23 protein-coding genes and 1 pseudogene are annotated in these 21,472 nt (G+C 41.0%); all 24 read right to left on the bottom strand.

Features of this window, described 5'->3' with window-relative positions:
* Nucleotides 1–16: 16 nt before the first annotated feature.
* The 24 genes and pseudogenes from nuoK to BK581_RS15060 all read right to left on the bottom strand — a co-directional run bounded on the left by nuoK (nt 17) and on the right by BK581_RS15060 (nt 21,443).
* A complete protein-coding gene (gene nuoK / locus BK581_RS15175; RefSeq protein ID WP_078578953.1) occupies nt 17–325 on the bottom strand; it encodes an NADH-quinone oxidoreductase subunit NuoK in 309 nt (102 codons plus the stop codon).
* A gap of 1 nt (nt 326) precedes the next feature.
* The gene (locus BK581_RS15170) at nt 327–824 is read right to left on the bottom strand and encodes an NADH-quinone oxidoreductase subunit J family protein (protein WP_095995559.1); all 498 of its coding nucleotides are present in this window, start codon (nt 822–824) and stop codon (nt 327–329) included.
* Between the two features lie 293 nt (nt 825–1,117).
* Nucleotides 1,118–1,504: pseudogene (locus BK581_RS20355) on the bottom strand (NuoI/complex I 23 kDa subunit family protein); the annotation flags it as partial.
* 4 nt (nt 1,505–1,508) lie between these two features.
* Nucleotides 1,509–2,468 (bottom strand): NADH-quinone oxidoreductase subunit NuoH, encoded by a 960-nt coding sequence (gene nuoH, locus BK581_RS15160; RefSeq protein WP_078578951.1) that lies wholly within the window; start codon nt 2,466–2,468, stop codon nt 1,509–1,511.
* Entirely contained in the window at nt 2,468–3,580 is a 1,113-nt protein-coding gene (locus BK581_RS15155; protein ID WP_078578950.1) for an NADH-quinone oxidoreductase subunit D, read from the bottom strand. The genes nuoH and BK581_RS15155 overlap by 1 nt, the downstream gene beginning before the upstream one ends.
* 12 nt (nt 3,581–3,592) lie before the next feature.
* Complete coding sequence (locus BK581_RS15150; RefSeq protein WP_078578949.1) at nt 3,593–4,072, bottom strand: NADH-quinone oxidoreductase subunit C; 480 nt, start codon at nt 4,070–4,072, stop codon at nt 3,593–3,595.
* The gene (locus tag BK581_RS15145) at nt 4,069–4,596 is read right to left on the bottom strand and encodes a NuoB/complex I 20 kDa subunit family protein (protein WP_078578948.1); all 528 of its coding nucleotides are present in this window, start codon (nt 4,594–4,596) and stop codon (nt 4,069–4,071) included. Before BK581_RS15145 ends, BK581_RS15150 begins: the two co-directional genes overlap by 4 nt.
* The gene (locus BK581_RS15140; protein WP_078578947.1) at nt 4,587–4,958 is read right to left on the bottom strand and encodes an NADH-quinone oxidoreductase subunit A; all 372 of its coding nucleotides are present in this window, start codon (nt 4,956–4,958) and stop codon (nt 4,587–4,589) included. The genes BK581_RS15145 and BK581_RS15140 overlap by 10 nt, the downstream gene beginning before the upstream one ends.
* Nucleotides 4,959–5,853: 895 nt before the next feature.
* Nucleotides 5,854–6,261 (bottom strand): F0F1 ATP synthase subunit epsilon, encoded by a 408-nt coding sequence (locus BK581_RS15135; protein ID WP_078578946.1) that lies wholly within the window; start codon nt 6,259–6,261, stop codon nt 5,854–5,856.
* 110 nt (nt 6,262–6,371) lie between these two features.
* Nucleotides 6,372–7,784 (bottom strand): F0F1 ATP synthase subunit beta, encoded by a 1,413-nt coding sequence (gene atpD / locus BK581_RS15130; RefSeq protein ID WP_078578945.1) that lies wholly within the window; start codon nt 7,782–7,784, stop codon nt 6,372–6,374.
* Between the two features lie 77 nt (nt 7,785–7,861).
* Nucleotides 7,862–8,740, bottom strand: coding sequence for an ATP synthase F1 subunit gamma (gene atpG / locus BK581_RS15125; protein WP_078578944.1), 879 nt, complete (start codon nt 8,738–8,740; stop codon nt 7,862–7,864).
* 53 nt (nt 8,741–8,793) lie between these two features.
* Nucleotides 8,794–10,296 (bottom strand): F0F1 ATP synthase subunit alpha, encoded by a 1,503-nt coding sequence (atpA, locus tag BK581_RS15120; RefSeq protein WP_078578943.1) that lies wholly within the window; start codon nt 10,294–10,296, stop codon nt 8,794–8,796.
* Between the two features lie 11 nt (nt 10,297–10,307).
* Nucleotides 10,308–10,862, bottom strand: a complete 555-nt coding sequence (locus tag BK581_RS15115; RefSeq protein ID WP_078578942.1) for a F0F1 ATP synthase subunit delta — start codon at nt 10,860–10,862, stop codon at nt 10,308–10,310.
* Complete coding sequence (gene atpF / locus BK581_RS15110) at nt 10,859–11,329, bottom strand: F0F1 ATP synthase subunit B (protein ID WP_169837839.1); 471 nt, start codon at nt 11,327–11,329, stop codon at nt 10,859–10,861. The genes BK581_RS15115 and atpF overlap by 4 nt, the downstream gene beginning before the upstream one ends.
* Nucleotides 11,330–11,453: 124 nt before the next feature.
* A complete protein-coding gene (gene atpE, locus BK581_RS15105) occupies nt 11,454–11,675 on the bottom strand; it encodes a F0F1 ATP synthase subunit C (RefSeq protein ID WP_078578940.1) in 222 nt (73 codons plus the stop codon).
* Between the two features lie 153 nt (nt 11,676–11,828).
* Nucleotides 11,829–12,551, bottom strand: coding sequence for a F0F1 ATP synthase subunit A (gene atpB, locus BK581_RS15100; protein WP_245829227.1), 723 nt, complete (start codon nt 12,549–12,551; stop codon nt 11,829–11,831).
* A gap of 61 nt (nt 12,552–12,612) precedes the next feature.
* Nucleotides 12,613–12,990 (bottom strand): ATP synthase subunit I, encoded by a 378-nt coding sequence (locus BK581_RS15095; protein WP_078578939.1) that lies wholly within the window; start codon nt 12,988–12,990, stop codon nt 12,613–12,615.
* On the bottom strand, nt 12,987–13,220 hold the full coding sequence (locus BK581_RS15090; protein ID WP_078578938.1) for an AtpZ/AtpI family protein: 234 nt from the start codon (nt 13,218–13,220) through the stop codon (nt 12,987–12,989). Before BK581_RS15090 ends, BK581_RS15095 begins: the two co-directional genes overlap by 4 nt.
* Nucleotides 13,221–13,514: 294 nt before the next feature.
* Nucleotides 13,515–15,818, bottom strand: a complete 2,304-nt coding sequence (locus BK581_RS20465) for a S8 family serine peptidase (protein ID WP_276327425.1) — start codon at nt 15,816–15,818, stop codon at nt 13,515–13,517.
* Nucleotides 15,819–16,124: 306 nt separating this feature from the next.
* Nucleotides 16,125–16,754 carry a uracil phosphoribosyltransferase gene (upp, locus tag BK581_RS15080; protein WP_078578937.1) on the bottom strand — a complete coding sequence of 210 codons (630 nt, stop codon included), beginning with the start codon at nt 16,752–16,754 and terminating at the stop codon, nt 16,125–16,127.
* Between the two features lie 260 nt (nt 16,755–17,014).
* Nucleotides 17,015–18,280: a serine hydroxymethyltransferase gene (locus BK581_RS15075; protein ID WP_078578936.1), complete on the bottom strand. Its 1,266-nt coding sequence runs from the start codon at nt 18,278–18,280 to the stop codon at nt 17,015–17,017.
* 699 nt (nt 18,281–18,979) lie between these two features.
* On the bottom strand, nt 18,980–19,525 hold the full coding sequence (locus tag BK581_RS15070) for a TIGR01440 family protein (protein WP_078579963.1): 546 nt from the start codon (nt 19,523–19,525) through the stop codon (nt 18,980–18,982).
* Between the two features lie 161 nt (nt 19,526–19,686).
* Complete coding sequence (rpiB, locus tag BK581_RS15065; RefSeq protein ID WP_078578935.1) at nt 19,687–20,136, bottom strand: ribose 5-phosphate isomerase B; 450 nt, start codon at nt 20,134–20,136, stop codon at nt 19,687–19,689.
* A 20-nt stretch (nt 20,137–20,156) separates the two neighbouring features.
* Complete coding sequence (locus tag BK581_RS15060) at nt 20,157–21,443, bottom strand: methyl-accepting chemotaxis protein (protein ID WP_078578934.1); 1,287 nt, start codon at nt 21,441–21,443, stop codon at nt 20,157–20,159.
* Between the last annotated feature and the right edge of the window lie 29 nt (nt 21,444–21,472).

Raw genomic sequence — 21,472 nt, 5'->3', positions numbered from 1 at the left:
AAGTAGAATTATTCGCTTACCACCGCAATAAATCATGCTTAATAACATCAATTGTGTGACGGTTTCTATACAGGGCAATGAGAATGGCAAGTCCTACAGCAGCTTCAGCCGCAGCAACCGTAATAACAAACAAAGTAAACACTTGCCCAGATATGTTCGCAAATGGCCCTATAGCTGAGAAAGCTACCAAATTTATATTGACTGAGTTTAGCATCAGTTCAATACTAGCAAGAACAATGACAAGATGGCGTCGCGTTAAAACGCCATATAATCCAACGCAAAATAAAATGGCTGCAAGTGCTAAAAATAGTGTGATAGGAACCATATTATTCGGCCTCCTTTCTCGCAATGACGACAGCCCCAATGAGAGCTGCGGTTAGCAGAAAAGCTGAGCCGAGAAATGCGATAAAGTAATGACCATAAAGCTCAATACCTATGCTTTCTACCGTGCCAATATATGGCTGTGGTGTATTAGGAAGGTCCATATTAAAGATGCCGTAAAGCATGATAATGAGTAAGGTTAAAACTCCCACAAAGCTTAGCCCCCGTTGCCACTTATGGGGATCCGGTCCAAAACCAATATTGCGGTGCTCTGTCATCATCATCCCAAACACAAATAAAATGGTGATTGCCCCTACATAAACCATGATCTGGACAATACCGATAAATTCAGCACCTAAAAGAAAATAGAGCCCTGCAACAGCAAAAAAACTAAATACCATAGACACAATGCGGTGTGAAATTTTTTGCAAAGCTATCATTAACACAGCCCCTGAAATAGCAATAACAGCAAATAGTGTAAAGAATATCATTTGGCCATTCACACGTGGTCACCTCTTCCTGCCCCATCTTTGGAATGATCCCCATGAGAAGGTTCTTCTTTACTTAAGTTTGTTTTTTTAGGTTTGGGCGTCGATACAGCCTCACGATTTTCTACAATTCCCTCTGTTTTTGTGTCCTTTGAGCGTGTTGTCCCTAGCTCTTGGTTCTCATTTCCCTTATCTAAGGAGGTATCACTCGCACTTCGTTTAGTTGGGTTACTAGTTTCAGAATGTGGTTTCGGTTTTTCCTCTTTTTTTGGCTCATCTGTCTCTTCTGTATAATTTCCGTAAACATGATTGTTCGTAAGCCAATCCATGTCCTTAAAATGAGCCGAGCGATTATATTCACTTAAGTTGTCATACCTCGCTGTCATCACGATGGCATCTGTTGGACATACTTCAGTGCAAAAATCGCATAAAATACACCCCTGAAAATCAATATTATATGTCTCAATGACTTTCTTTTTAGGATTTTCTTCACTTTTTTTGCCTGTAAGAGAAATGACATCGGTGGGACAGGCCTGTACGCATAAATTACAGACAATACATTTCTCTGGAAAGAAGCGATGGATCCCTCGAAAGCGCTCGGGCATCACAACTTTTTCCTCGGGATATTGAACGGTGATATTCTTTTTTGTTAAATAATTTAACGTCACACCAAATCCCTTTAATAATCGAAACATTTTATCACCCCATCCACACTTTAATAATCGCCGTCACTACGATGTTAAGAAGCGCCAAAGGTATAAGTACTTTCCAGCCGAAGTTCATGAGTTGATCCACCCGAGCCCGCGGCAACGTAGCTGTAAGCCAGAACCAGATGAACATAACGGCACATACTTTAAGTAAAAACCATACGATCCCTGGCAAAAATGCCGGGCCAAGCCAGCCTCCGAGAAACAAGGTTGTGGCAAGTCCTGCTATGGCAATGGCATAGGTATACTCTGCTAGCATAAACATAGCAAATCGAAAACCTGAGTATTCAGTAAAATAGCCGGCCACAAGCTCCGATTCTGCTTCAGGTAAATCAAAAGGTGAACGATTCAATTCTGCAATAGAGGAAATCATATAGACAATGAAAGCAAGAAATTGCGGTACGATAAACCACATTCCCATATCTGCCTGATAATTGACGATATCCGTCATATTCAGTGAACCAACGAGAATGATAATACCGACAATGGAGAGTATTAGAGGTAATTCATAGCTGACCATCTGGGCGACCCCTCGAATTGAACCGAGTAGGGCATACTTGTTGTTAGAACTCCATCCTCCCATTAAGACACCAAGCATTGTGATGGACGATACACCAAGAAAATATAACACACCGATATTGATATCTGCTCCACCTATTGAACTGCTGTATACGAGTACAGCCATCACTGAGAATGCTGGTGCAAAAGCTAAAACTGGGGCTAATACAAAGATTTTTTTGTCTGCTTTAGCAGGTATAATATCTTCTTTTAGCAATAATTTAACAACGTCTGCAATCGTTTGTGCTGTCCCCCATGGTCCATGACGATTTGGACCAGGCCTTAGTTGAATGTAACCGATGACTTTTCGTTCAGCTAATATGGCAAATGTCACGCCACCTAATAAGACAATCAAAACGGCAACAGCATATAAAAACATCAGTAAATAATCCATCAAGCATCAACCTCTCCAAGCACCACATCGAGGCTCCCGAAAATGGCAACTAAATTTTGGATCGACTCCCCTACTAACAGCGCTTGTAAAATAGAGACATTTACAAAGGAGGGACGACGAAGTTTAATGCGGTAGGGCTTATTTTTGCCATTACTAATGGCATAGACACCAATCTCCCCTTTGGAAGCTTCTGCCCGTTTATACACTTCACCAGCCGGTGGCTTAATCATCATAATTCGCTTTCCTTTTTTTGTGATAATATCTCCGTCAGGAATTTGGTCACAGGCCTGTTCAATGATTTTCAAGGATTGAAACATCTCACCAATACGGACTTTATATCTTGCATAAACATCCCCCTCCTCTTCCGTCACAACATCAAAATCAAAACGGTCATACAGAGAGTAGGGCTCTGTTTTTCTTATATCAATATCAATCCCGCTTCCCCTCGCTATCGGTCCTGATAAGCCCCAATTTATTACATCTTCTTTTGACAATCTTCCGACACCAATCGTTCGTGCTTGAAAGATTTCATTTCCTGTCACGAGCGTATCAAATGTTTGAATATTCTCGTACAGCTCCTTCACCGTTTCTTGAACTTTCGCAATCCAGCCCTCTGGGGCATCCCATTTAACACCACCGATACGGTGGTAATTAAATGTCATTCTTGCTCCGCTAATTTCATTTAATCGGTCCAGTATCGTCTCTCTATCTCTGAAAGCGTAAAGGAAAGGACTCATGGCTCCTATATCTAACAAATACGTTCCCCACCAAACAAGATGGCTCGCAATGCGATTTAATTCCATCGTAATAACACGTAAATATTCTGCTCGCTCTGGAATATCCCACTCTAATAATTCTTCAATAGCCGCACAGTAAATATAATTATTCGTCATAGCATTTAAGTAATCGAGGCGATCAGTATAAGGAATAAATTGTGAGTACAAAAAGCCTTCAGCTAATTTTTCTGAACCTCGATGAAGATATCCCATAATGGGTACTGCTTCTACAATTGTTTCCCCATCCACTTTCAGCTGTAAACGAAAAACGCCATGCGTACTTGGGTGCTGTGGTCCCATATTGAGCGTCATCGTTTCTGTTTTTAATTCTGCCATTATGTCACCCCCTTAATCTAAGCCGAGCGCTTTTTTATCTGTGACGTAATCTTTACGAAGTGGATGACCTTCCCATTCGTCATCAAGTAATATACGTTTTAAGCGCCAATGGCCTGGAAAGTCGATGCCTAGTAGATCATATGTCTCTCTTTCCATGTAATCCGCTGATTTCCAAACAGGCTCTGCTGAGTGCACTATTGGCTTTTCTTTGGACGCAATTACTTTTAAATATAAATAATGGTCATGAGTTGTGGAATAAAGGTTGTATATTACTTCCATATGTTCGTCATAGTCAACGCCTGTGACACATGAAAGAAAGTCAAACTGTAGAGCCTTGTCATCTCGAAGGAAACGGCCTGTATGTTCATCCCAATGGTCACTAGAGATAGTTACCATAGGCTTCTCAAAATTGAGCTTCCCGTCTTTTATGGCATCTGGGCCGAGTTGCGCTTGTAGTTTGTTCAGAACAAGATCCAGCACATCCTGACTCATGTGTTTGACACCCTCTCTCCCTTTGCTTCCAGTCGTATTTTTTCTCTAAGCTTTTCAATCCCATCTAACAGTGCCGGTGGTGTTGGTGGACAACCAGATACATACACATCTACCGGTACGATCTTATCAACGCCATTTAAAACACTATAAGCCTCCTTGTAAGGACCACCACAGGTTGCACACGACCCCATGGAAATAACCCATTTTGGCTCTGGCATTTGATCGTATAGTGTTCTTAAAATAGGCGCCATCTTCCCTGTCACAGTTCCCGCTACAATCATGACGTCAGCATGTCTTGGCGAAGCTCTAAAGATAACCCCAAACCGATCAAAATCATAACGTGATCCACCTGTTCCCATCATTTCAATGGCACAACAAGCAAGCCCGAAACTCAATGGCCAAAATGACCTCGTCCGGGACCACGCCTTTAATTGATCCACTTTAGTAAAGAAAACACTTTTTTTCACATCCTCCATCATACGCGGATCGTACTTCTCTGAATCCTGAAATCCCCTCAACTCCATTCTAACACCTTCTTTTTCCAAGAATAGGCAATACCTAACGCTAGAATAACAATAAAAACAAGCATCATGTTAAGGCCAACCCAGCCAAGATGCTCAAGAGCAACGGCCCACGGAATTAAGAAAACGGTTTCAACATCAAAAATGATAAACTCTAGCGCTACAATGTAGTAGGCCACATGATAGCGTACTTGAGCGTCACCTTCTGGTTGAATCCCACTTTCATATGTGGTTATCTTCTCTGCATAAGGATTTTTTGGCCTTAATAGCCGTCCAAATGTAAGCGAAGCAACAGGAAGCGCCACACCAAGTAACATAAAGATCAGAACGAGAATGTAATTGTCATAATAGGCTTGAAGCCCCATACTTTCACTCCCTTCCTAAAATATAAGATTGTCCATCCATTGCTCACTAAAATTATATCAAAACTGCTAAAAAACTGTCTATATTATTCTGCATTACCAAGTATACACTGTAACTAACGTTTTTACATGCTTAAACTAACCCTTTTTTATCCATATGAGTTATGAGGTGTGTCTTATTAAGGTTTTTATATCATTTGAAATGTTGTTTGTTTTTATAATAAATATCTCCTAATAACAAATGAAATTTAAATATGTGAATAGTTGTTATAGCTAGCCGGCTCTACTGTTCATATTAAATTACAAAAGTTTCAGTTGGAGAAGCGATGAGGGAGTAATGTTTTCTACTTTCTAATTTATGTGTTAGTCTACACAATGACTATAACAGTTTGATATTCCTTTTATAACAGTGTTCTTCTATACTTATGTTGGGGTTTCAAAGTCCATACTAGTTAATATTAATCTAAAATAAAACTAAGCTTCAATCAGTGGGCGTTTTCCTTCATCCCCACTGATTGTTAGTTTAACTTATCGGGCCTTTAGGGAGCAGTTTATCCCTCACCTTAACTTTTCGATCTTCTTAAGTTTTGAGGCGGGGGGTTTTACTGCTCCTTAAGAGTGGGATAAAACAAATCTTCTCTCCCACTTATTGATTGTTGAGTGAAGCGGGACTTTAGTATCTGTTATCTCCCGCCTATATAGACTTAACTCTCCTCTCTATTTTTGATGCGAGAATTTTCGGACGATTATCCTGTGATAAAGGAGATATAAGTCTTACTATTTATAAGAATCACATAAAAAAAAGAGACAAGGATAAATATCCCGTCTCGTTTCTCAACATATATTAGCAACTACATAAATACTGTAACGCTTTCTATTCAACCTGTTTTAAGACATATTACATTCTATTCTCGGACACTTCCAATCGGTTAATAGCGCGTTTAAGCGCTAATTCAGCCCGTTTGAAATCAATGTTGTCTTTTTTGGCTTCAGCAAGACGGCGTTCAGCACGTTCTTTTGCTGCCCGAGCTCGTGTAATGTCTATATCAGATGGTAATTCTGCCGACTCTGCTAAAATAGTGACTTCGTCAGGTCGAACTTCCATAAATCCACCGCTGACAGCTATAAGTTGAACTTTGGAGTCTTTCTTTATCCGGATGGCTCCGATCGTTAAAGACGTCACTAGCGGAAGGTGACTAGGGAGGATACCCAATTCGCCTTCCGAAGTTCTTACACTCACCATTTCGGTATCTCCGTTAAAAACACTGCCATCAGGAGTGACGACATTCGTATGCATCGTCTTCATGGTTCATCCTCCTTATCAATGGGACGACTTACCGGGAGTCAGTGGTATGAGTCATTAGCATAGACGAGCTAATGACTCTCACATCCTGACTTTTAGGCTGATCGTTTAATTTATTGCATTTGCTTTGCGTTTTCGAGGACATCCTCGATACGGCCAACCAGTCTAAAAGCATCCTCTGGAACATCATCATGCTTACCGTCAAGAATCTCACGGAATCCTTTAATTGTTTCTTTAACCGGCACGTACGAACCAGGCTGTCCAGTAAATTGCTCAGCCACATGGAAGTTTTGCGATAAGAAAAATTGAATTCGGCGAGCACGGCTAACCGTTAGTTTATCTTCTTCAGATAGTTCGTCCATACCTAAAATTGCAATGATATCTTGTAATTCACGGTATTTCTGTAACGTAACTTGAACTTCCCTTGCCACCTCATAATGCTCTTCTCCTACTATTTCTGGTGAGAGCGCTCGTGACGTTGATGCTAACGGATCCACCGCTGGATAAATCCCCATTTCCGAAAGCTTTCTTTCCAAGTTGGTTGTAGCGTCAAGGTGAGCGAAAGTTGTCGCTGGTGCAGGGTCAGTATAGTCATCTGCCGGTACATAAATAGCTTGAATAGACGTAACAGAACCTTTTTTCGTCGATGTAATTCGCTCTTGTAATTGACCCATTTCCGTGGATAGTGTTGGCTGATAACCTACAGCTGATGGCATACGGCCGAGAAGGGCCGAAACTTCCATACCAGCTTGAGTAAATCGGAAAATATTGTCAATAAAAAGAAGGACGTCTGCTCCTTTTACATCACGGAAGTGTTCTGCCATTGTAAGCCCTGTTAAGGCAACTCGCATACGCGCCCCAGGCGGCTCATTCATCTGACCGAATACCATAGCTGTTTTATTAATAACACCAGAGTCCTTCATCTCATAATACAAGTCATTACCTTCACGTGTTCTTTCTCCGACACCAGCAAATACGGAAATCCCACCATGCTCTTGGGCAATGTTGTTAATTAACTCTTGGATTAAAACGGTTTTACCTACGCCAGCACCACCGAATAGACCAATTTTCCCACCTTTTACGTAAGGAGCAAGTAAATCAACAACTTTAATCCCAGTTTCAAGAATCTCTGTCTGTGTAGAAAGCTCATCATAGGCAGGCGCCTCTCGGTGAATCGGGTCACGTTGGACTTCAGCACCAATTGCTTCATCTAAATCAATATTATCACCTAGGACATTAAAAACACGACCTAAGGTAGCATCACCAACAGGTACGGAGATCGGCCCACCTGCATCAACAGCTTCCATGCCACGAACAAGCCCATCTGTTGAAGCCATCGCGATCGTACGCACAGTATCGTCACCGAGGTGCAAAGCCACTTCTAATGTCAAATCAACGTCTACTTCCCCAGATGATTGGGCTTTATGTTGAATTTTTATCGCGTTGTAAATTTCAGGTAATTGCCCGCGTTGGAATTGAATATCCACCACCGGACCTGTTACTTGCGTGACGTGTCCTTTATTCATCATCTTTCCTCCTTCTAAATGAGCCTGATACGCTGTATGTATCGCCATTAGAACTCATTTTTCGTAATACAAGCATTCTAACCTTGAGCTGCTGCACCACCAACAATTTCGTTAATTTCTTGTGTGATCGCCGCTTGGCGTGCACGGTTATAAACTAAGGTTAAATCATCAATCATATTATCAGCATTATCAGTAGCTGAACGCATAGCAGACATTCTTGCACCGAATTCACTTGCTTTCCCATCTAACAACGCACCGAAAATAAGTGATTCTGCATAGTGAGGTAGCAGATCCTCAAGAATGGATTCCGCATTCGGTTCATAAATGTACTCCAAATTATTAGGCTCTTTTTCTGCCTCACCAGTAGTATCGAAGCTTGTGAGCGGCAATAATTGCGTTTCCGTCACTTGCTGACTAATCGCACTGACAAAATGGTTGTAATGGATGTATACGTGATCAAACACACCATCTTCGAACATCTCAACAGTTGTTGACGCGATATTTTTAATATCATTATAATCCGGCTGATCTGCCAAGCCAGTAATTTCTTGAAAAATCGGCATATTTCTCTTTTTGAAGAAATCTCGTCCTATACGTCCCATAACGACAATTCCATACTCATCAGGCGAGGCATGGCGTTCGTTAATGAGGCGTACCGTTTCCCGGAGAAGGCCGCTGTTATAAGCACCACAAAGCCCTCGATCGGACGTTATCACGATATACCCTGTTTTCTTTACTTTATCACGCGTTTCAAGCATTGGATGACTTAAGCCTTCTGTACCACCCGCAATACTAGTCACCACTTCTCGGATTTTATCTGTATATGGCTGAAAGGCCTCTGCCTTACTTTGAGCTTTATTAAGTTTGGCAGCAGATACCATTTCCATGGCTTTCGTAATCTGTTTTGTTTTCTTAGTCGAGCTTATGCGTGTTTTAATCTCTTTTAAAGAAGCCATCGTTCTTCACCACCTTCACTATGAAACTGGACGAATAAGTTATTGACACCGTATTATCCTTGGAACGTTTTTTTGAAGTCGTCAATCGCGTTCCTCATCGCGTCCTCATCTGCAAGCGCCCCTGTATCCTTAATTTGAGACAATAACTCTTTATAATTGTGCTCTAAGAAAGTATACATTTCCGTTTCGAAACGGCTGACACTTTCCACCTCAACATCATCTAAAAAGCCCTTCGTTAAAGCAAAAAGAATAAATACTTGCTTTTCAACAGCTAATGGCTGATGCAGACCTTGTTTTAACACTTCAACAGTTCGTGCTCCCCGGTTTAACTTGGCTTGTGTTGCTGCATCCAAATCTGAACCGAATTGGGTAAAAGCTTCTAGCTCACGATAAGAGGCCAAGTCAAGACGCAGTGTCCCCGCAACTTTCTTCATCGCTTTAATTTGTGCTGAGCCACCTACACGTGATACAGATAGACCAGCGTCAATAGCAGGACGAACCCCTGCGAAGAATAAGTCAGATTGAAGGAAAATCTGTCCATCAGTGATGGAAATAACGTTTGTCGGAATGTACGCTCCAATATCTCCTGCTTGTGTTTCAATAAATGGAAGGGCTGTTAAAGAGCCTGCTCCTTTATCGTCACTGAGCTTTGCGGCACGCTCAAGAAGACGTGAGTGAAGATAGAAGACGTCCCCTGGAAATGCTTCACGACCTGGTGGACGTTTTAATAACAAGGAAAGTTCACGATAGGCTGCTGCCTGTTTAGTCAAATCATCATAAATGACAAGGACATGTTTGCCATCATACATAAACTCCTCACCCATCGTTACCCCTGCATATGGTGCAAGGAACAACAATGGTGCCGGTTGCGACGCACTAGCTGTCACAACGATAGTGTAATCAAGTGCTCCATGTTGGCGAAGTGTATCTACCACACCAGCAACAGTTGATTCTTTTTGCCCAATTGCCACGTAAATACATATCATATCTTCATTTTTCTGGTTAATGATTGTGTCAATTGCAATAGCGGTTTTACCCGTTTGTCTATCACCTATAATAAGCTCCCGCTGACCACGACCAATAGGAATAAGAGAGTCAATCGCTTTAATTCCCGTTTGTAACGGTTCATGTACAGATTTACGATCCATTACGCCTGGAGCCTGAGCCTCAATTGGTCGCGTTTTGCCTGTTTCGATTGGGCCCATACCATCAAGGGGCTGGCCTAACGGATTAACTACCCGACCGAGTAATTCTTCTCCTACGGGTACTTCCATGATCCGGCCTGTACGTCGTACTTCATCACCTTCGCGAATATCGATAAACGGACCAAGTATAATAATCCCCACGGTATTTTCCTCTAAATTTTGTGCCATTCCCATGACACCGTTTTGAAACTCAAGCAGTTCTCCAGCCATCGCGTTTTGTAAGCCATGGGCCACTGCAATTCCGTCTCCGATACGGATGACGGTTCCTACATCATTCACTTCAATTTCAGATTGATAACCTTCTATCTGTTTTTTTAACAGAGAGCTGATTTCATCCGCTCTGATGCTCATATCATTCACCCCTATCTACTAACGTTTCCTAGTATCATTTGTGATTGAATCCGTGCCAATTGATTGGCCACGCTACCATCGTATACGGTGTCTCCAATACGAACCTTTAATCCACCGATAATATCAGCGTCCACCTCATTAATCAAAATGAGTTGGGCTTTACCTGCTCTTTTAGCAAAAACATTAGCAATCGCTTCCTGCTCTTGATCACTAAGAGGTTTTGCCGTATAAACGATCGCTTCAGAAACCCCTCGTGCTTCGTTAGCCAATTGTTTAAAATTATCCACAATGGCGTGAAAAACATCGAGACGTTTATTATCGACTAATAGTAGTAACAGATTTAAGACAGCCGCACTGACTTTGTCAGAAAAAGCCTGTCTGAGAATAGACTTTTTATCATCGTCTGTCATTTTCGGGTGCTTGAACACTTCGTCAAGAAGGTTCGTATCCTTGAAAACTTCCAACACCTCATCAAGCTCTTTTACCGCGGTTTCCAATATACCCTGTTCTTGCGTAAGCTCAAGCAAAGCACTGGCATAACGATAACCTACTGGATGCCTTCTCATACGTCTTCGCCCACTTCTTTAAGCGTATCCTGTATAAGTCTTTCCTGCTCCTTCTCATCAAGTTCTTTCTCAATGACTTTAGTAGCTACGAGGACAGACAAGGTCGAAACTTGCTCACGAAGTGCGGAGACAGCTTGTTCTTTCTCTGTATGAATTTCAGCAAGAGCAGATTGTTTCATTCGCTCTGCTTCTTTTCTAGCGTTTGCCAATACTTCTTCTGCTTGCTGTTCACTCATTTTTTTCGAGTTTTCCATGATTTTTTTGGCTTCCTCACGAGCAGCTTGAATGGCTTCTCGTTGTTCTGCTAAATACTTCTCTGACTCTTTACGGTTTTTTTCCGCAGAGGCAATCTCATCAGCCACATGCTGTTCACGCTTATCCATCATATCCATGATTGGTCCAAACGCGAATTTTTTCAAAAGCATTAAGAGAACGAGGAAGGCCAAAATTTGATACACTGCATTCATCCACTCAATTTCATATATGTCAAACACCGGATTCGCCTCCTTTTGCTCACATTTAATATAAAAGGAAAGGCGAAGATTGTATGAACTACGTTCTTCGCCATTTGTTCATTCAGGACATTCTGTCTTAAATGTTACCAAGAAGTAAGAAGGCAATAACGATCGCGAAGATAGGTAGGGCCTCAACAAGTGGTACACCGATAAACATAATTGTTTGAAGCGGACCACGAATCTCCGGTTGACGTGTAATTCCTTGTAACGTACTCTTAACAACGATAGCCACCCCAAATGCTCCAGCGATAGCTGCAAAACTTGCTACAATAGCGACTGCAATAGCGACAATACCCATAATAAAATCCTCCTTTAAATATTTGAAAATGATAGTTTTTTTATGAAATAAAGGACTCTTTAAATGATGTAAAGAGTTCTTATTCACTAGAGTCATAACACTTGTAAAAATAGTTTGAATTTTACTTTAACAAAATTCATGAAGACACGTTTATTAGTGATCTTCACTTACTTTATGCGACATGTAAACCATCGTCAGCATACAGAAGATGAATGCTTGTAATGAACCAATAAAGACACTAAATGCTTGGAAAACAATCAACGGTACAAATGCACCAAAGGCCCAAAAAGCACTTGATACACCAAGACCTACAAGCATCACCATAATCATTTCCTTAGCGTATATATTGGCGTAAAGACGCATTCCCAATGTCAGTGTGTTCGAGAAGTCTTCGATAATTTTAAAAGGTGCCATAAATGGTGCTGGTCGAAAATAGTCCTTCCCATATTCTTTTGGTCCTTTCAGTTTCAAACCATAAATATGGGTTAGTACAATAACAAACGCTGCTAAAGAGATGGTAAGCACGGGGTTCGATGTCGGTGAACTCCACCACACATCGTGATCAGCAGTGGCAAGCTCAAACGGTACACCGAGCATATTCGCCACAAACACGTAAAGAATGATCGTGATACCCAACATAACAAAGTTCTTCCCTTGCTTCCAATCCATCGTACTGTTAATAATATTTTTAATAAATTGGACGAGATACTCCAATGCATTTTGGGCGCCTTTAGGATACATCTGGATTTTTCTCGACATAAAAAAGCAGACGAAGAAAACGATTACCATCGCTACAGTGGTCATGATCATATTTGGAACGTTTAAAGTCATCCATGGAATACCAAATAGATCAACTTTCAAGTAGTGACTATCCAATCTTTTCACCTCTTTTCTCATATGCGAAGAGTACTCTGAATTAACAGTCAGTGCACTCTTTCTAACCTGTGGATCTCGTTCTAAAGTAGAAAATAGGATCAATTAACAAAATACAATATTTGAAAGCCAGTCCTATGATCACCCCGGTAAGGTCGAGGTACTGAGGAAATTCTTCAGCAATGAGTAATGCTAAAAGAACCACAATAATTCTTCCTATCGTCCCAAACGAGAATCGTACTTTGCTATCCATGACTGATGAGGTCAAACGTTTCACTTGGAAATATGTACTATACAAATTCAACAGACTGAATATAGCCCCCACAGCCATACCAGCAAGAAACGTTGCGTCTGAAATGAACAAAGTCCCTAAAATTAAGCTTCCGATTATAATAACCGAGTAGATCGTATAGCGCTTTAAAAGGCTTTCCAGTTCATTCATGACGAATCGTCTCCCATAAATTGCTGAACAGCTTTCACTATTCCATATGCCGCTGTAATAAAACCGGCAAGAAGGCTTATTACGAGGTACAGCCCACCTCCATCGAAACGCTGGTCCAACCATCTACCACCAAACACACTCAATAAAACCGCACCAACAATGTATGATGTCAATGTGGACATTAGTGCAAAAGCCCTTATGAATTGGCGTTGTTTGGAAGGTCGTGTCATTGTCCCCCACCTTTTTACTCATTTTTTCATTGGTATAACTGATTATTTAGGCGCCTAATATCCTTAGTCATCGTACAACAGGCAAAGGGTCGTGTCAATATGATAGGGGTCTAACAGCACTTTGGAAACGATTGAATAAAACGCTTTCAGGCCATTTCACAAAAACTACAAACTGTGACATTGCGCACGTTTTATATTATACATAAATCTGGTTGTCCTGTCTTTCTAAATTTAAAGAAATCTCTAAGATCTTTTTACACAAGGGAGAGAAGCAGTCCCTCTTGAGAAACTGCTTCAATCTCCTAAATAAATCATTTGCTCTATCGTGTCTTCTCTATTGCCTTTACTAGCAAAGATTAAAGCTTTATAAATACCGCCAGGCACGCCTTCTACTTCAATATTTTTTTCAAACATTCCCCTGTGCAAGTCATTTTCCATATCTAAATAACTGATAAAGCGAAAAGTATCGGGATCATATAAGGCAATACCCATTTCGTCAGCGCCCCCTGGTAGGTAGACCTCATAATGATACGTATCTGGTGCTGTCACACGCTCAAACATAAAAGACATAAGCCGAGGGTATTCTGGCTCTTCCACAAAAAAAATATAAGGAACACGTATTTCTTCTGTCCCTTCCTTCACTATAATCTCGCCATTGTAAACGCCTTCTTCGAAAACAGCAGGGAAAACATCTATTGACACCGTCACATCTTTCTTTTCACCCGGTTCTACATAAGTTGAAAATGGGACTTTCCACTGGATTCCGTCAGGCGCTTCAAAAGGAGGTTCCACAGTGTATTTTTTTCGTTTATCTGATAAATTTTCTATTGTGAATGTCACGTGTTTCTCTAAGCGGCTATCCGTTCTCAACCATTGGCCAAAGCTCACCTGCCCAGGATATACGAGTGTTTCCGTTGAAAGAGCCTCATCTATTTGTATTCTTCCTGTCCCTTGAACATGTGGTGGATGGCTTTTTCCTTTTTTATCTTTCAAAGGCTTTGCCGTATTCATTAAAGCTGCTTTCACTTGATCTGGCGTCCATTCGGGATATTTTTGTTTAATCAAAGCCACCGCACCTGCTACGTGTGGGGCCGCCATACTCGTCCCGTTTAAATCTAAATAACCACTTGGAACAGTACTGTCTATATGGACGCCTGGGGCTACTATATCAGGTTTTACATCCCATGTATGCGTCACAGGGCCACGTGAGCTGAAAGGCGCAATTTGATCTTCCTCTTTGCGATAAATCGTTCTTATATATTCGTTATCATTCGTCTCTAATTGTTTAGCTAAACGTTCCCCTTCTTCTTTCTCAATACTGACGACTGGTAAATCTACAGGTTCTTCAAGTCTACCAGCAAATTCACCTGGGAGATGATTATAAACGATAAGCGCCTTCGCTCCTTTTTCTTTAGCAATTTTAGCCTTCATCGTAAAGCTAATAAGTCCCCGCTTTGCAAGGACGATGTGATTATTCACATCCAGTTCATCGTAGTCTTCCTCTCTACCAAGCCCCACATCCACAACAGGGTAGGCCCGTTTCATATCCCACAATGATGCTTTTTGCATTTGCTGGACAGGCGTTTCATGATGACGATTGGTGTCCGTAATGAGATATGGAATTGATAGAGGTGGGGTGGAAGCACCAACTGATATTGCTTTTGCAGATGTTCCTGGTGACCCTACCGTCCAAAGACTCGGGCCACTATTACCGTTTGAGGTTACCGCTACTACTCCTTTATCTACTGCTTTATCTAACGCTTTACTTGTCGGCCAATCTGGACCGTTAACAGTATTACCAAGGGAGAGATTAATGACTTCCGCCCCATCAACAACCGCCTTTTCAATCGCCTCGATCACTTGCTCGGTAGTCCCCATCCCTGATGGCCCTAATGCCCGGTAGGCATAAATATCTGCTTCAGGAGCCACTCCTTTTAATTTTCCGTTCGCTGAAATGATCCCTGCTACGTGGGTGCCATGTAGCGTTGGCATACCTTGTGTTTTGACAGTTTCCATTGGATCATCATCTTGATCCACTATATCAAAGCCACCTTGAAAGCTATGCTTTAAATCAGGATGATTATAATCTACACCGGTATCAATGACAGCAACTTGCACTCCTTTTCCAGTTAAAGTGTCATCTTCACGAGTAAATAAACTGTTTGTTTCACCTGATGTTCCTCCTATAAAAGGAATACTCTCATCTACATAAGGTTCATAGAAAGCTAGTTCATCAACACTTACTACCCCTGGCATATCACGAACCTCATCCACTTTATTTATAGGTACTTCTATCGAAAAACCATTATAAAGGGTCGAAAATAATTTCCTTAATGTTACACCCTCCACTTGATTTTCCAGCCTTTTTGCTAAAAGCTCTGCATCAGTTTCAGCTTCCACGATATAGATAGATGGCTGTTCACTCGGTGTTGTACTTAAAATTTCTGGCCTTTCTGGGAATACAGGGACTGAATCATCTTCTGCTTGCACTTTTACCCCTAGCCCACAAAGAACAAGGAAACAGAATAAGACGTAACCAAATACTCGAGATGGTCTAGTAAAGCTAATGTAAAAGAGAAAAGAGGCTAAAGAATTCAATGGATAACTCCTTTCTGTATTTAGTTTCCTGCCTATTATGTTTTACATTTGCTTATTTTTTATTCTTGCTTGGCTTTCTTTTGCATTCTTTAGTTATTCCATTAATCATCGTCTATTTTTTTATGCCTTACACATTATACAAACACTGTTCAATCAATTACATGCGTCTTTTTCCATCTTTCATTTATGGCAACGACAACAATAAAATATCGCCTGTGAATCATCGATTGGTACCAACAGGAAAAAGAGCAAGGTGCCTTCACATGGCACCTTGCTCTCTAAATAAAACATCTTCTTCTTTCATTTTTATTTCGTTCCAAATAAGCGGTCTCCTGCATCCCCAAGGCCTGGAACGATATATCCTTTTTCATTTAGTTTTTCATCCAAAGCTGCTAAATATATGTCAACCTCAGGATGCACTTTTTTCATTTCCTCGACCCCTTCTGGAGCGGCCACTAAGCACATTAGTTTTATGTTTTTTGCCCCTCGGGCTTTCATTACATTAATCGCTTCAATAGCAGAGCCACCTGTTGCCAGCATTGGGTCCACAACAATTAACTCTCGCTCCTCAATATCCTTAGGAAGCTTCACATAGTATTCCACAGGTTTTAACGTTTCTGGATCTCGATATAGCCCGACGTGTCCGACCTTCGCTGCTGGAATTAATTCCAAAATACCATCTACCATCCCAAGTCCTGCTCGAAGAATTGGAATAATACCTAATTTTTTCCCAGAGATCATTTTGCATTTTGCCGGACCTACTGGTGTTTCCACATCAACTTCTCTTAATGGCAACTCTCGTGTTATTTCAAAAGCCATTAGTCCAGCAATTTCGTTAGTCAGTTCTCTAAATTCTTTAGTACCCGTATTTTTGTTACGAATATACGTTAACTTGTGTTGAATCAGTGGATGATCAAAGACATATACTTTCCCCATGTTAACCCCGCTCCTTCATTAGTTAAGAAATCCACGCTTCTTACTTAAGGTAAAAAGAATGTTTTCTTAAATTTAGTCCATTAGTAGCTTTTAGCCTTACACCATTAAAATAGATTATCCAGCTTATCAATAAAAGCTTCGTTTTGACATACTCCTATGAAATTCTACATAATCTACGAGCTAGATTCAAGCTCTATTTCAAAAAGTGAACATAAAAAGGAGCGCTCAGTGTAGCAGGTAGCGCTCCTATCTAGAACTATTTAGCTATTTTCGTATAATGGATAGCGGTCTGTTAACTGTCTCACTGCTTCTTTTGCCTCTTTAAGAACCAACTCATCCTCAACATTTTTTAATACGCGGGCGATGATATTCCCTACTTCTGTTAAATCTTCTTCTTTAAATCCTCGAGATGTGACAGCTGCCGTTCCAATTCGAAGACCACTTGTAATAAAAGGACTTTCAGGATCAAATGGAATCGTGTTTTTGTTTGTTGTGACACCCACTTTATCAAGTGCTTCCTCCGCCACTTTTCCAGTAATGGATAGACTTCTTAAATCTAAGAGGACAAGGTGATTATCTGTACCACCTGAGACCAAATTGATTCCTTCTTTAGTTAACGATTCCGCCAAAGAAGTGGCATTGAGTCTAATCTGTTTTGTATATGTTTTAAATTCATCTGTTAAAACTTCTCCTAGTGCAACAGCTTTTGAGGCAATAACATGCATAAGCGGGCCACCTTGCAAACCAGGGAAGATCGCTTTGTCTATCTTTTTACCATATTCTTCTCTGGATAAAATCATACCACCGCGGGGGCCTCGTAATGTTTTATGTGTTGTCGTTGTCACAAAGTCTGCATATGGTACAGGGCTTTGATGCTCTCCTGTAGCCACTAAACCTGCTATATGCGCCATATCCACCATAAGATAAGCGTCCACTTCATCGGCAATTTCTTTAAATTTCGCAAAGTCTATTGCCCGTGGATAAGCACTGGCACCGGCTACAATCATTTTCGGCTTATGCTCAAGTGCTTTTTTCCTCACGTCATCATAGTTGATTAAACCAGTATCTTGCTCGACGCCATAATCAACAAATGAATAATCTTTACCACTAAAATTAACTGGACTTCCGTGTGTTAAATGCCCTCCATGTGATAAATTCATTCCTAGAACCGTATCACCATGCTCTAAAAATGCAAAATAAACAGCCATGTTCGCTTGGGCTCCCGAATGTGGTTGAACATTAACATGCTCTGCACCAAAGATTTGCTTTGCCCGTTCTCTCGCGATATCTTCTACCACATCGACGTGCTCGCAACCGCCATAATATCGTTTACTCGGATAGCCTTCAGCATATTTATTCGTTAAAACAGAGCCTTGAGCCTCCATAACAGCCTTTGAGACAAAGTTTTCTGATGCGATTAATTCAATGTTTTCTTGCTGTCGCTTCAATTCTGCTGTCATTGCATTATACACGTCACTGTCTTGATTGCTGACGTGTGCTAATTCCCGTTGATTGTTTGATGCCATTTGTCGAACCCTCCCTAAGCGATGTTCCACGCGGCTTGACTCTAGTACACGTGGGTGAATTTTAATCTGCTATCTATTCTAAACGTTTATGTTTCATATGTAAAAGGTATCTGGACTTGTCAGACGTATGTATACGTTTTCAAATTGTTCTTTTTTAATTAAAAATTTCCTTACATGTGATTTTGACAAAATTGACGGTTATTGTCGGTTGTCATGTAAATCTTGATCTAAGAGGCCATCACGTTCTATCCTCCTGGAACCCACTTACTAAACATATCTAATCATCATGGATCATGAACAACTTGAATGTCACAAATAAAAGGTTCAAACGAAAAATCGAATGATTAAATCGATTTCATAAATCATGGTTGCATCGTTACTTCGGAACGTGATGACTCATTTGCACTATCGATGGACGCTTTCCGCGGGGCTCGTCTTCAACTCATTCTGCCTTTACAAAGCTCAGTCAGAATTTTTCAGACGTCGCTCCTTCCCACAGGAGTCGCCATCTTAGTTCCAACTCTTCGCTTCTAATAGACGAACTTTTTATTGTTAATTTCCAATAATATTCGTTATATTGAGCGTGACATGGCATTATGACATTCATTCAATTATAAATAAGCGTTATCAAATGTCCGTTTTTAAAAAGGACTACAGTAAAAGACGGTGACTCCCAGAAGAGCGTGAATAAAGAACTTATCAGCAATCAGATAAATCTCGTGTATACACAGCCCGTTCTCCTCCGATTAGCTTCGGCCTTGTTCGTGCCAATGTCAAATGAGCACAGCCAATAGCCTTAATACTTGTTCGAACTGGTACAGCTACTTTTCGCAAATGCATACCTATAAAAGTGTCACCAATATCAATACCAGCATGTGCCTTCAACTCTTCAACTACAACGGGATCACGCATCTGGTTAAATGCATAAGCTGCCATTGAGCCCCCAGCTTTCTGGTGAGGAATGACACTAACAGGCTCTAAATTAAACCTGTCCGCTGTTTCTCTCTCTATAACGAGTGCTCTATTAATATGTTCACAACCTTGATAAGCACATGCAACACCAGTCTTTTTCTGAAAGTGACTAATCGCTTTCCATAAGGCTCTTGCCACTTCTATCGTGCCAGAACTCCCTATACGCTCCCCTAACACTTCACTTGTACTAGCACCAATTATAAATAGCTGGTCTTTTTGTAAATGAGCTTCGCTTTGGAATTCTTCAAGCGCTTGAGTCAGGGATTTGGACATTTCATTAGTATTTAACTCACTCAACGTGTGTACCCCCCTTCAAAAAGTGGATTTTTTAAGACATTTGAGAGCATTACGACTAAGACTTTACCATGTCTTTAGAAAAACTGCCATGAGGTTCCTACTAGAATGATGAGAAGGTATCAAAAAGTGAAGGATACTTATCCTTCACTTTTTTCTTCATAGTCCGTAATCTTGTCAATTCTTCGTGCATGACGTCCACCTTCAAATGGGGTCGTTAACCATACTTTTGTTATTTCCTGAGCAAGTCCGGGACCAATAACACGTTCTCCCATAGCGAGGACATTGGTGTCGTTGTGTTCTCTTGTCGCTTTAGCAGAGAATAAATCATGAACGAGTGCACATCGAATACCCTTCACCTTATTTGCTGAGATAGACATGCCAATACCTGTCCCACAAATAATGATACCCCTGTCAGCCTTTCCGTTTGCTACCATTTCAGCAGCTGGTATACCATAATCAGCATAGTCTACGGAGTCAGCACAATCACATCCTACATCCTCTACTTGATGCCCTAGTTCTTCTACCACGTGTATGATGTCCTTCTTCAAAGCATATCCTGCATGGTCTGATGCGATAACTATTTTCATTTGACATCCTCCTCTATATGTTAAACAGTAAATCGACTGATCGTTTTTTTCAAGTCATTCGCCTGGTCAAGTAAAATTTCTGCGGAAGTAGCCACTTCCAGTATAACAGCCGTCTGGTCATCAATAACTGTTGCTACATCGGCAGCTCCAGCAGAAGTTTGTTCCGCAATTGCTGCGACATTTTGTGACTCTTCCCCGGTGGTTTCCACATAATGCATTTGTTTCTCTATAAGCTCAAGTATTTCCTTTATAGAGCTGGCAACCTCATTCACGGAGTCCCCCATCTCCGCAATGGTTTCATTCGTTTTTGTTCCTTTAACCGCTTCCAAATTTGCAGCTTCAACTTGATCTTTAATTTGTGACGCTACATGGCTCACATCATTCTGCATATTTTTTACAAGCTCTGAAATGCCTTGGACAGCCGTTGTACTTTGATCTGCAAGCTTCCTTACCTCATCTGCTACGACAGCAAAGCCCTTCCCTTGTTCACCTGCTCTTGCTGCTTCTATAGAGGCATTTAAAGCAAGTAGGTTCGTTTGTTCTGCCATTTCTCCAACAAGAGACACAATCTCCCCAACTTTTGCAGCGTTCCCTTCTAGTCGTTGAACAGAATCTAATGAAGCTTGGTGAGTATTAGATAATTGCTGAATGCCCGCTACAAGTGATTGAATCATATCTCGGCTTTCTTTTAGTGCCGTTAGCATATCTTTAGACATTTTATCAGAATCGTAGGCGTGTGATTGAACTTGCGCTCCGATAACAGTGACCTCTTCTATCCGTTCTGCTGTTTGTTGAATAGCGTGCGCTGAGCCCTCTGCACCTGAAGAAATTTCGCCTACAGTGCGACTAATGGATTCAGCCTGTGCAGCAGCATCTGAAGAAGACTGTTTAATATTAAGAACTTTTTCATTAGTCGCATTAAAATTACGGTTAACATCCGCTACCATCGATCTAAGGCTATCAATCATATGGTTATAAGCTATAGCCAATGCATAGAGCTCATCCTGCGACCTCGGTACTTCCACATTATGTCGTATATCCCCTTCTGCAACTTTAACAGCTGCTGTTTCAAGCTGCTTTAATGGTTTGACGATGAAGCCCGCACCAAAATAGCCTAAAATACCACACCAGATGACGCCTAATATGAGGACTGCAATTAAAAAACTATCTGGGTTTAAACCTAGTGATTCTCCAATGATATCATGTAGAAAAAAGATAAAAAACGCACTTATCGCATATGTAATGGCCGCAACAGAACAAATACCTAAAACCATCTTTCCCCTTAATCCCAAACCCCTCACTCTCATAGCTCTCCCCCCAAGTTTACCCTTGTCTT

Origin of the sequence: Salipaludibacillus agaradhaerens (assembly GCF_002019735.1) — a bacterium.
GTDB classification, from domain to species: Bacteria; Bacillota; Bacilli; order Bacillales; family Salisediminibacteriaceae; genus Salipaludibacillus; species Salipaludibacillus agaradhaerens.
Note: the sequence above shows the minus strand (reverse complement) of the source record. Positions and strands in the feature narration are given on the sequence as shown.

Excerpts from the sequence above, each read along its gene's own strand:
- nuoK (WP_078578953.1), bottom strand. The coding sequence starts at position 325 with ATGGTTCCTATCACACTATTTTTAGCACTTGCAGCCATTTTATTTTGC.
- nuoH (WP_078578951.1), bottom strand. The coding sequence starts at position 2,468 with ATGGATTATTTACTGATGTTTTTATATGCTGTTGCCGTTTTGATTGTC.
- BK581_RS15155 (WP_078578950.1), bottom strand. The coding sequence starts at position 3,580 with ATGGCAGAATTAAAAACAGAAACGATGACGCTCAATATGGGACCACAG.
- BK581_RS15150 (WP_078578949.1), bottom strand. The coding sequence starts at position 4,072 with ATGAGTCAGGATGTGCTGGATCTTGTTCTGAACAAACTACAAGCGCAA.
- BK581_RS15145 (WP_078578948.1), bottom strand. The coding sequence starts at position 4,596 with ATGGAGTTGAGGGGATTTCAGGATTCAGAGAAGTACGATCCGCGTATG.
- BK581_RS15140 (WP_078578947.1), bottom strand. The coding sequence starts at position 4,958 with ATGGGGCTTCAAGCCTATTATGACAATTACATTCTCGTTCTGATCTTT.
- BK581_RS15135 (WP_078578946.1), bottom strand. The coding sequence starts at position 6,261 with ATGAAGACGATGCATACGAATGTCGTCACTCCTGATGGCAGTGTTTTT.
- atpD (WP_078578945.1), bottom strand. The coding sequence starts at position 7,784 with ATGAATAAAGGACACGTCACGCAAGTAACAGGTCCGGTGGTGGATATT.
- atpG (WP_078578944.1), bottom strand. The coding sequence starts at position 8,740 with ATGGCTTCTTTAAAAGAGATTAAAACACGCATAAGCTCGACTAAGAAA.
- atpA (WP_078578943.1), bottom strand. The coding sequence starts at position 10,296 with ATGAGCATCAGAGCGGATGAAATCAGCTCTCTGTTAAAAAAACAGATA.
- BK581_RS15115 (WP_078578942.1), bottom strand. The coding sequence starts at position 10,862 with ATGAGAAGGCATCCAGTAGGTTATCGTTATGCCAGTGCTTTGCTTGAG.
- atpF (WP_169837839.1), bottom strand. The coding sequence starts at position 11,329 with ATGAATGCAGTGTATCAAATTTTGGCCTTCCTCGTTCTCTTAATGCTT.
- atpE (WP_078578940.1), bottom strand. The coding sequence starts at position 11,675 with ATGGGTATTGTCGCTATTGCAGTCGCTATTGTAGCAAGTTTTGCAGCT.
- BK581_RS15095 (WP_078578939.1), bottom strand. The coding sequence starts at position 12,990 with ATGAATGAACTGGAAAGCCTTTTAAAGCGCTATACGATCTACTCGGTT.
- BK581_RS15090 (WP_078578938.1), bottom strand. The coding sequence starts at position 13,220 with ATGACACGACCTTCCAAACAACGCCAATTCATAAGGGCTTTTGCACTA.
- upp (WP_078578937.1), bottom strand. The coding sequence starts at position 16,754 with ATGGGGAAAGTATATGTCTTTGATCATCCACTGATTCAACACAAGTTA.
- BK581_RS15075 (WP_078578936.1), bottom strand. The coding sequence starts at position 18,280 with ATGGCATCAAACAATCAACGGGAATTAGCACACGTCAGCAATCAAGAC.
- BK581_RS15070 (WP_078579963.1), bottom strand. The coding sequence starts at position 19,525 with ATGTCCAAATCCCTGACTCAAGCGCTTGAAGAATTCCAAAGCGAAGCT.
- rpiB (WP_078578935.1), bottom strand. The coding sequence starts at position 20,136 with ATGAAAATAGTTATCGCATCAGACCATGCAGGATATGCTTTGAAGAAG.
- BK581_RS15060 (WP_078578934.1), bottom strand. The coding sequence starts at position 21,443 with ATGAGAGTGAGGGGTTTGGGATTAAGGGGAAAGATGGTTTTAGGTATT.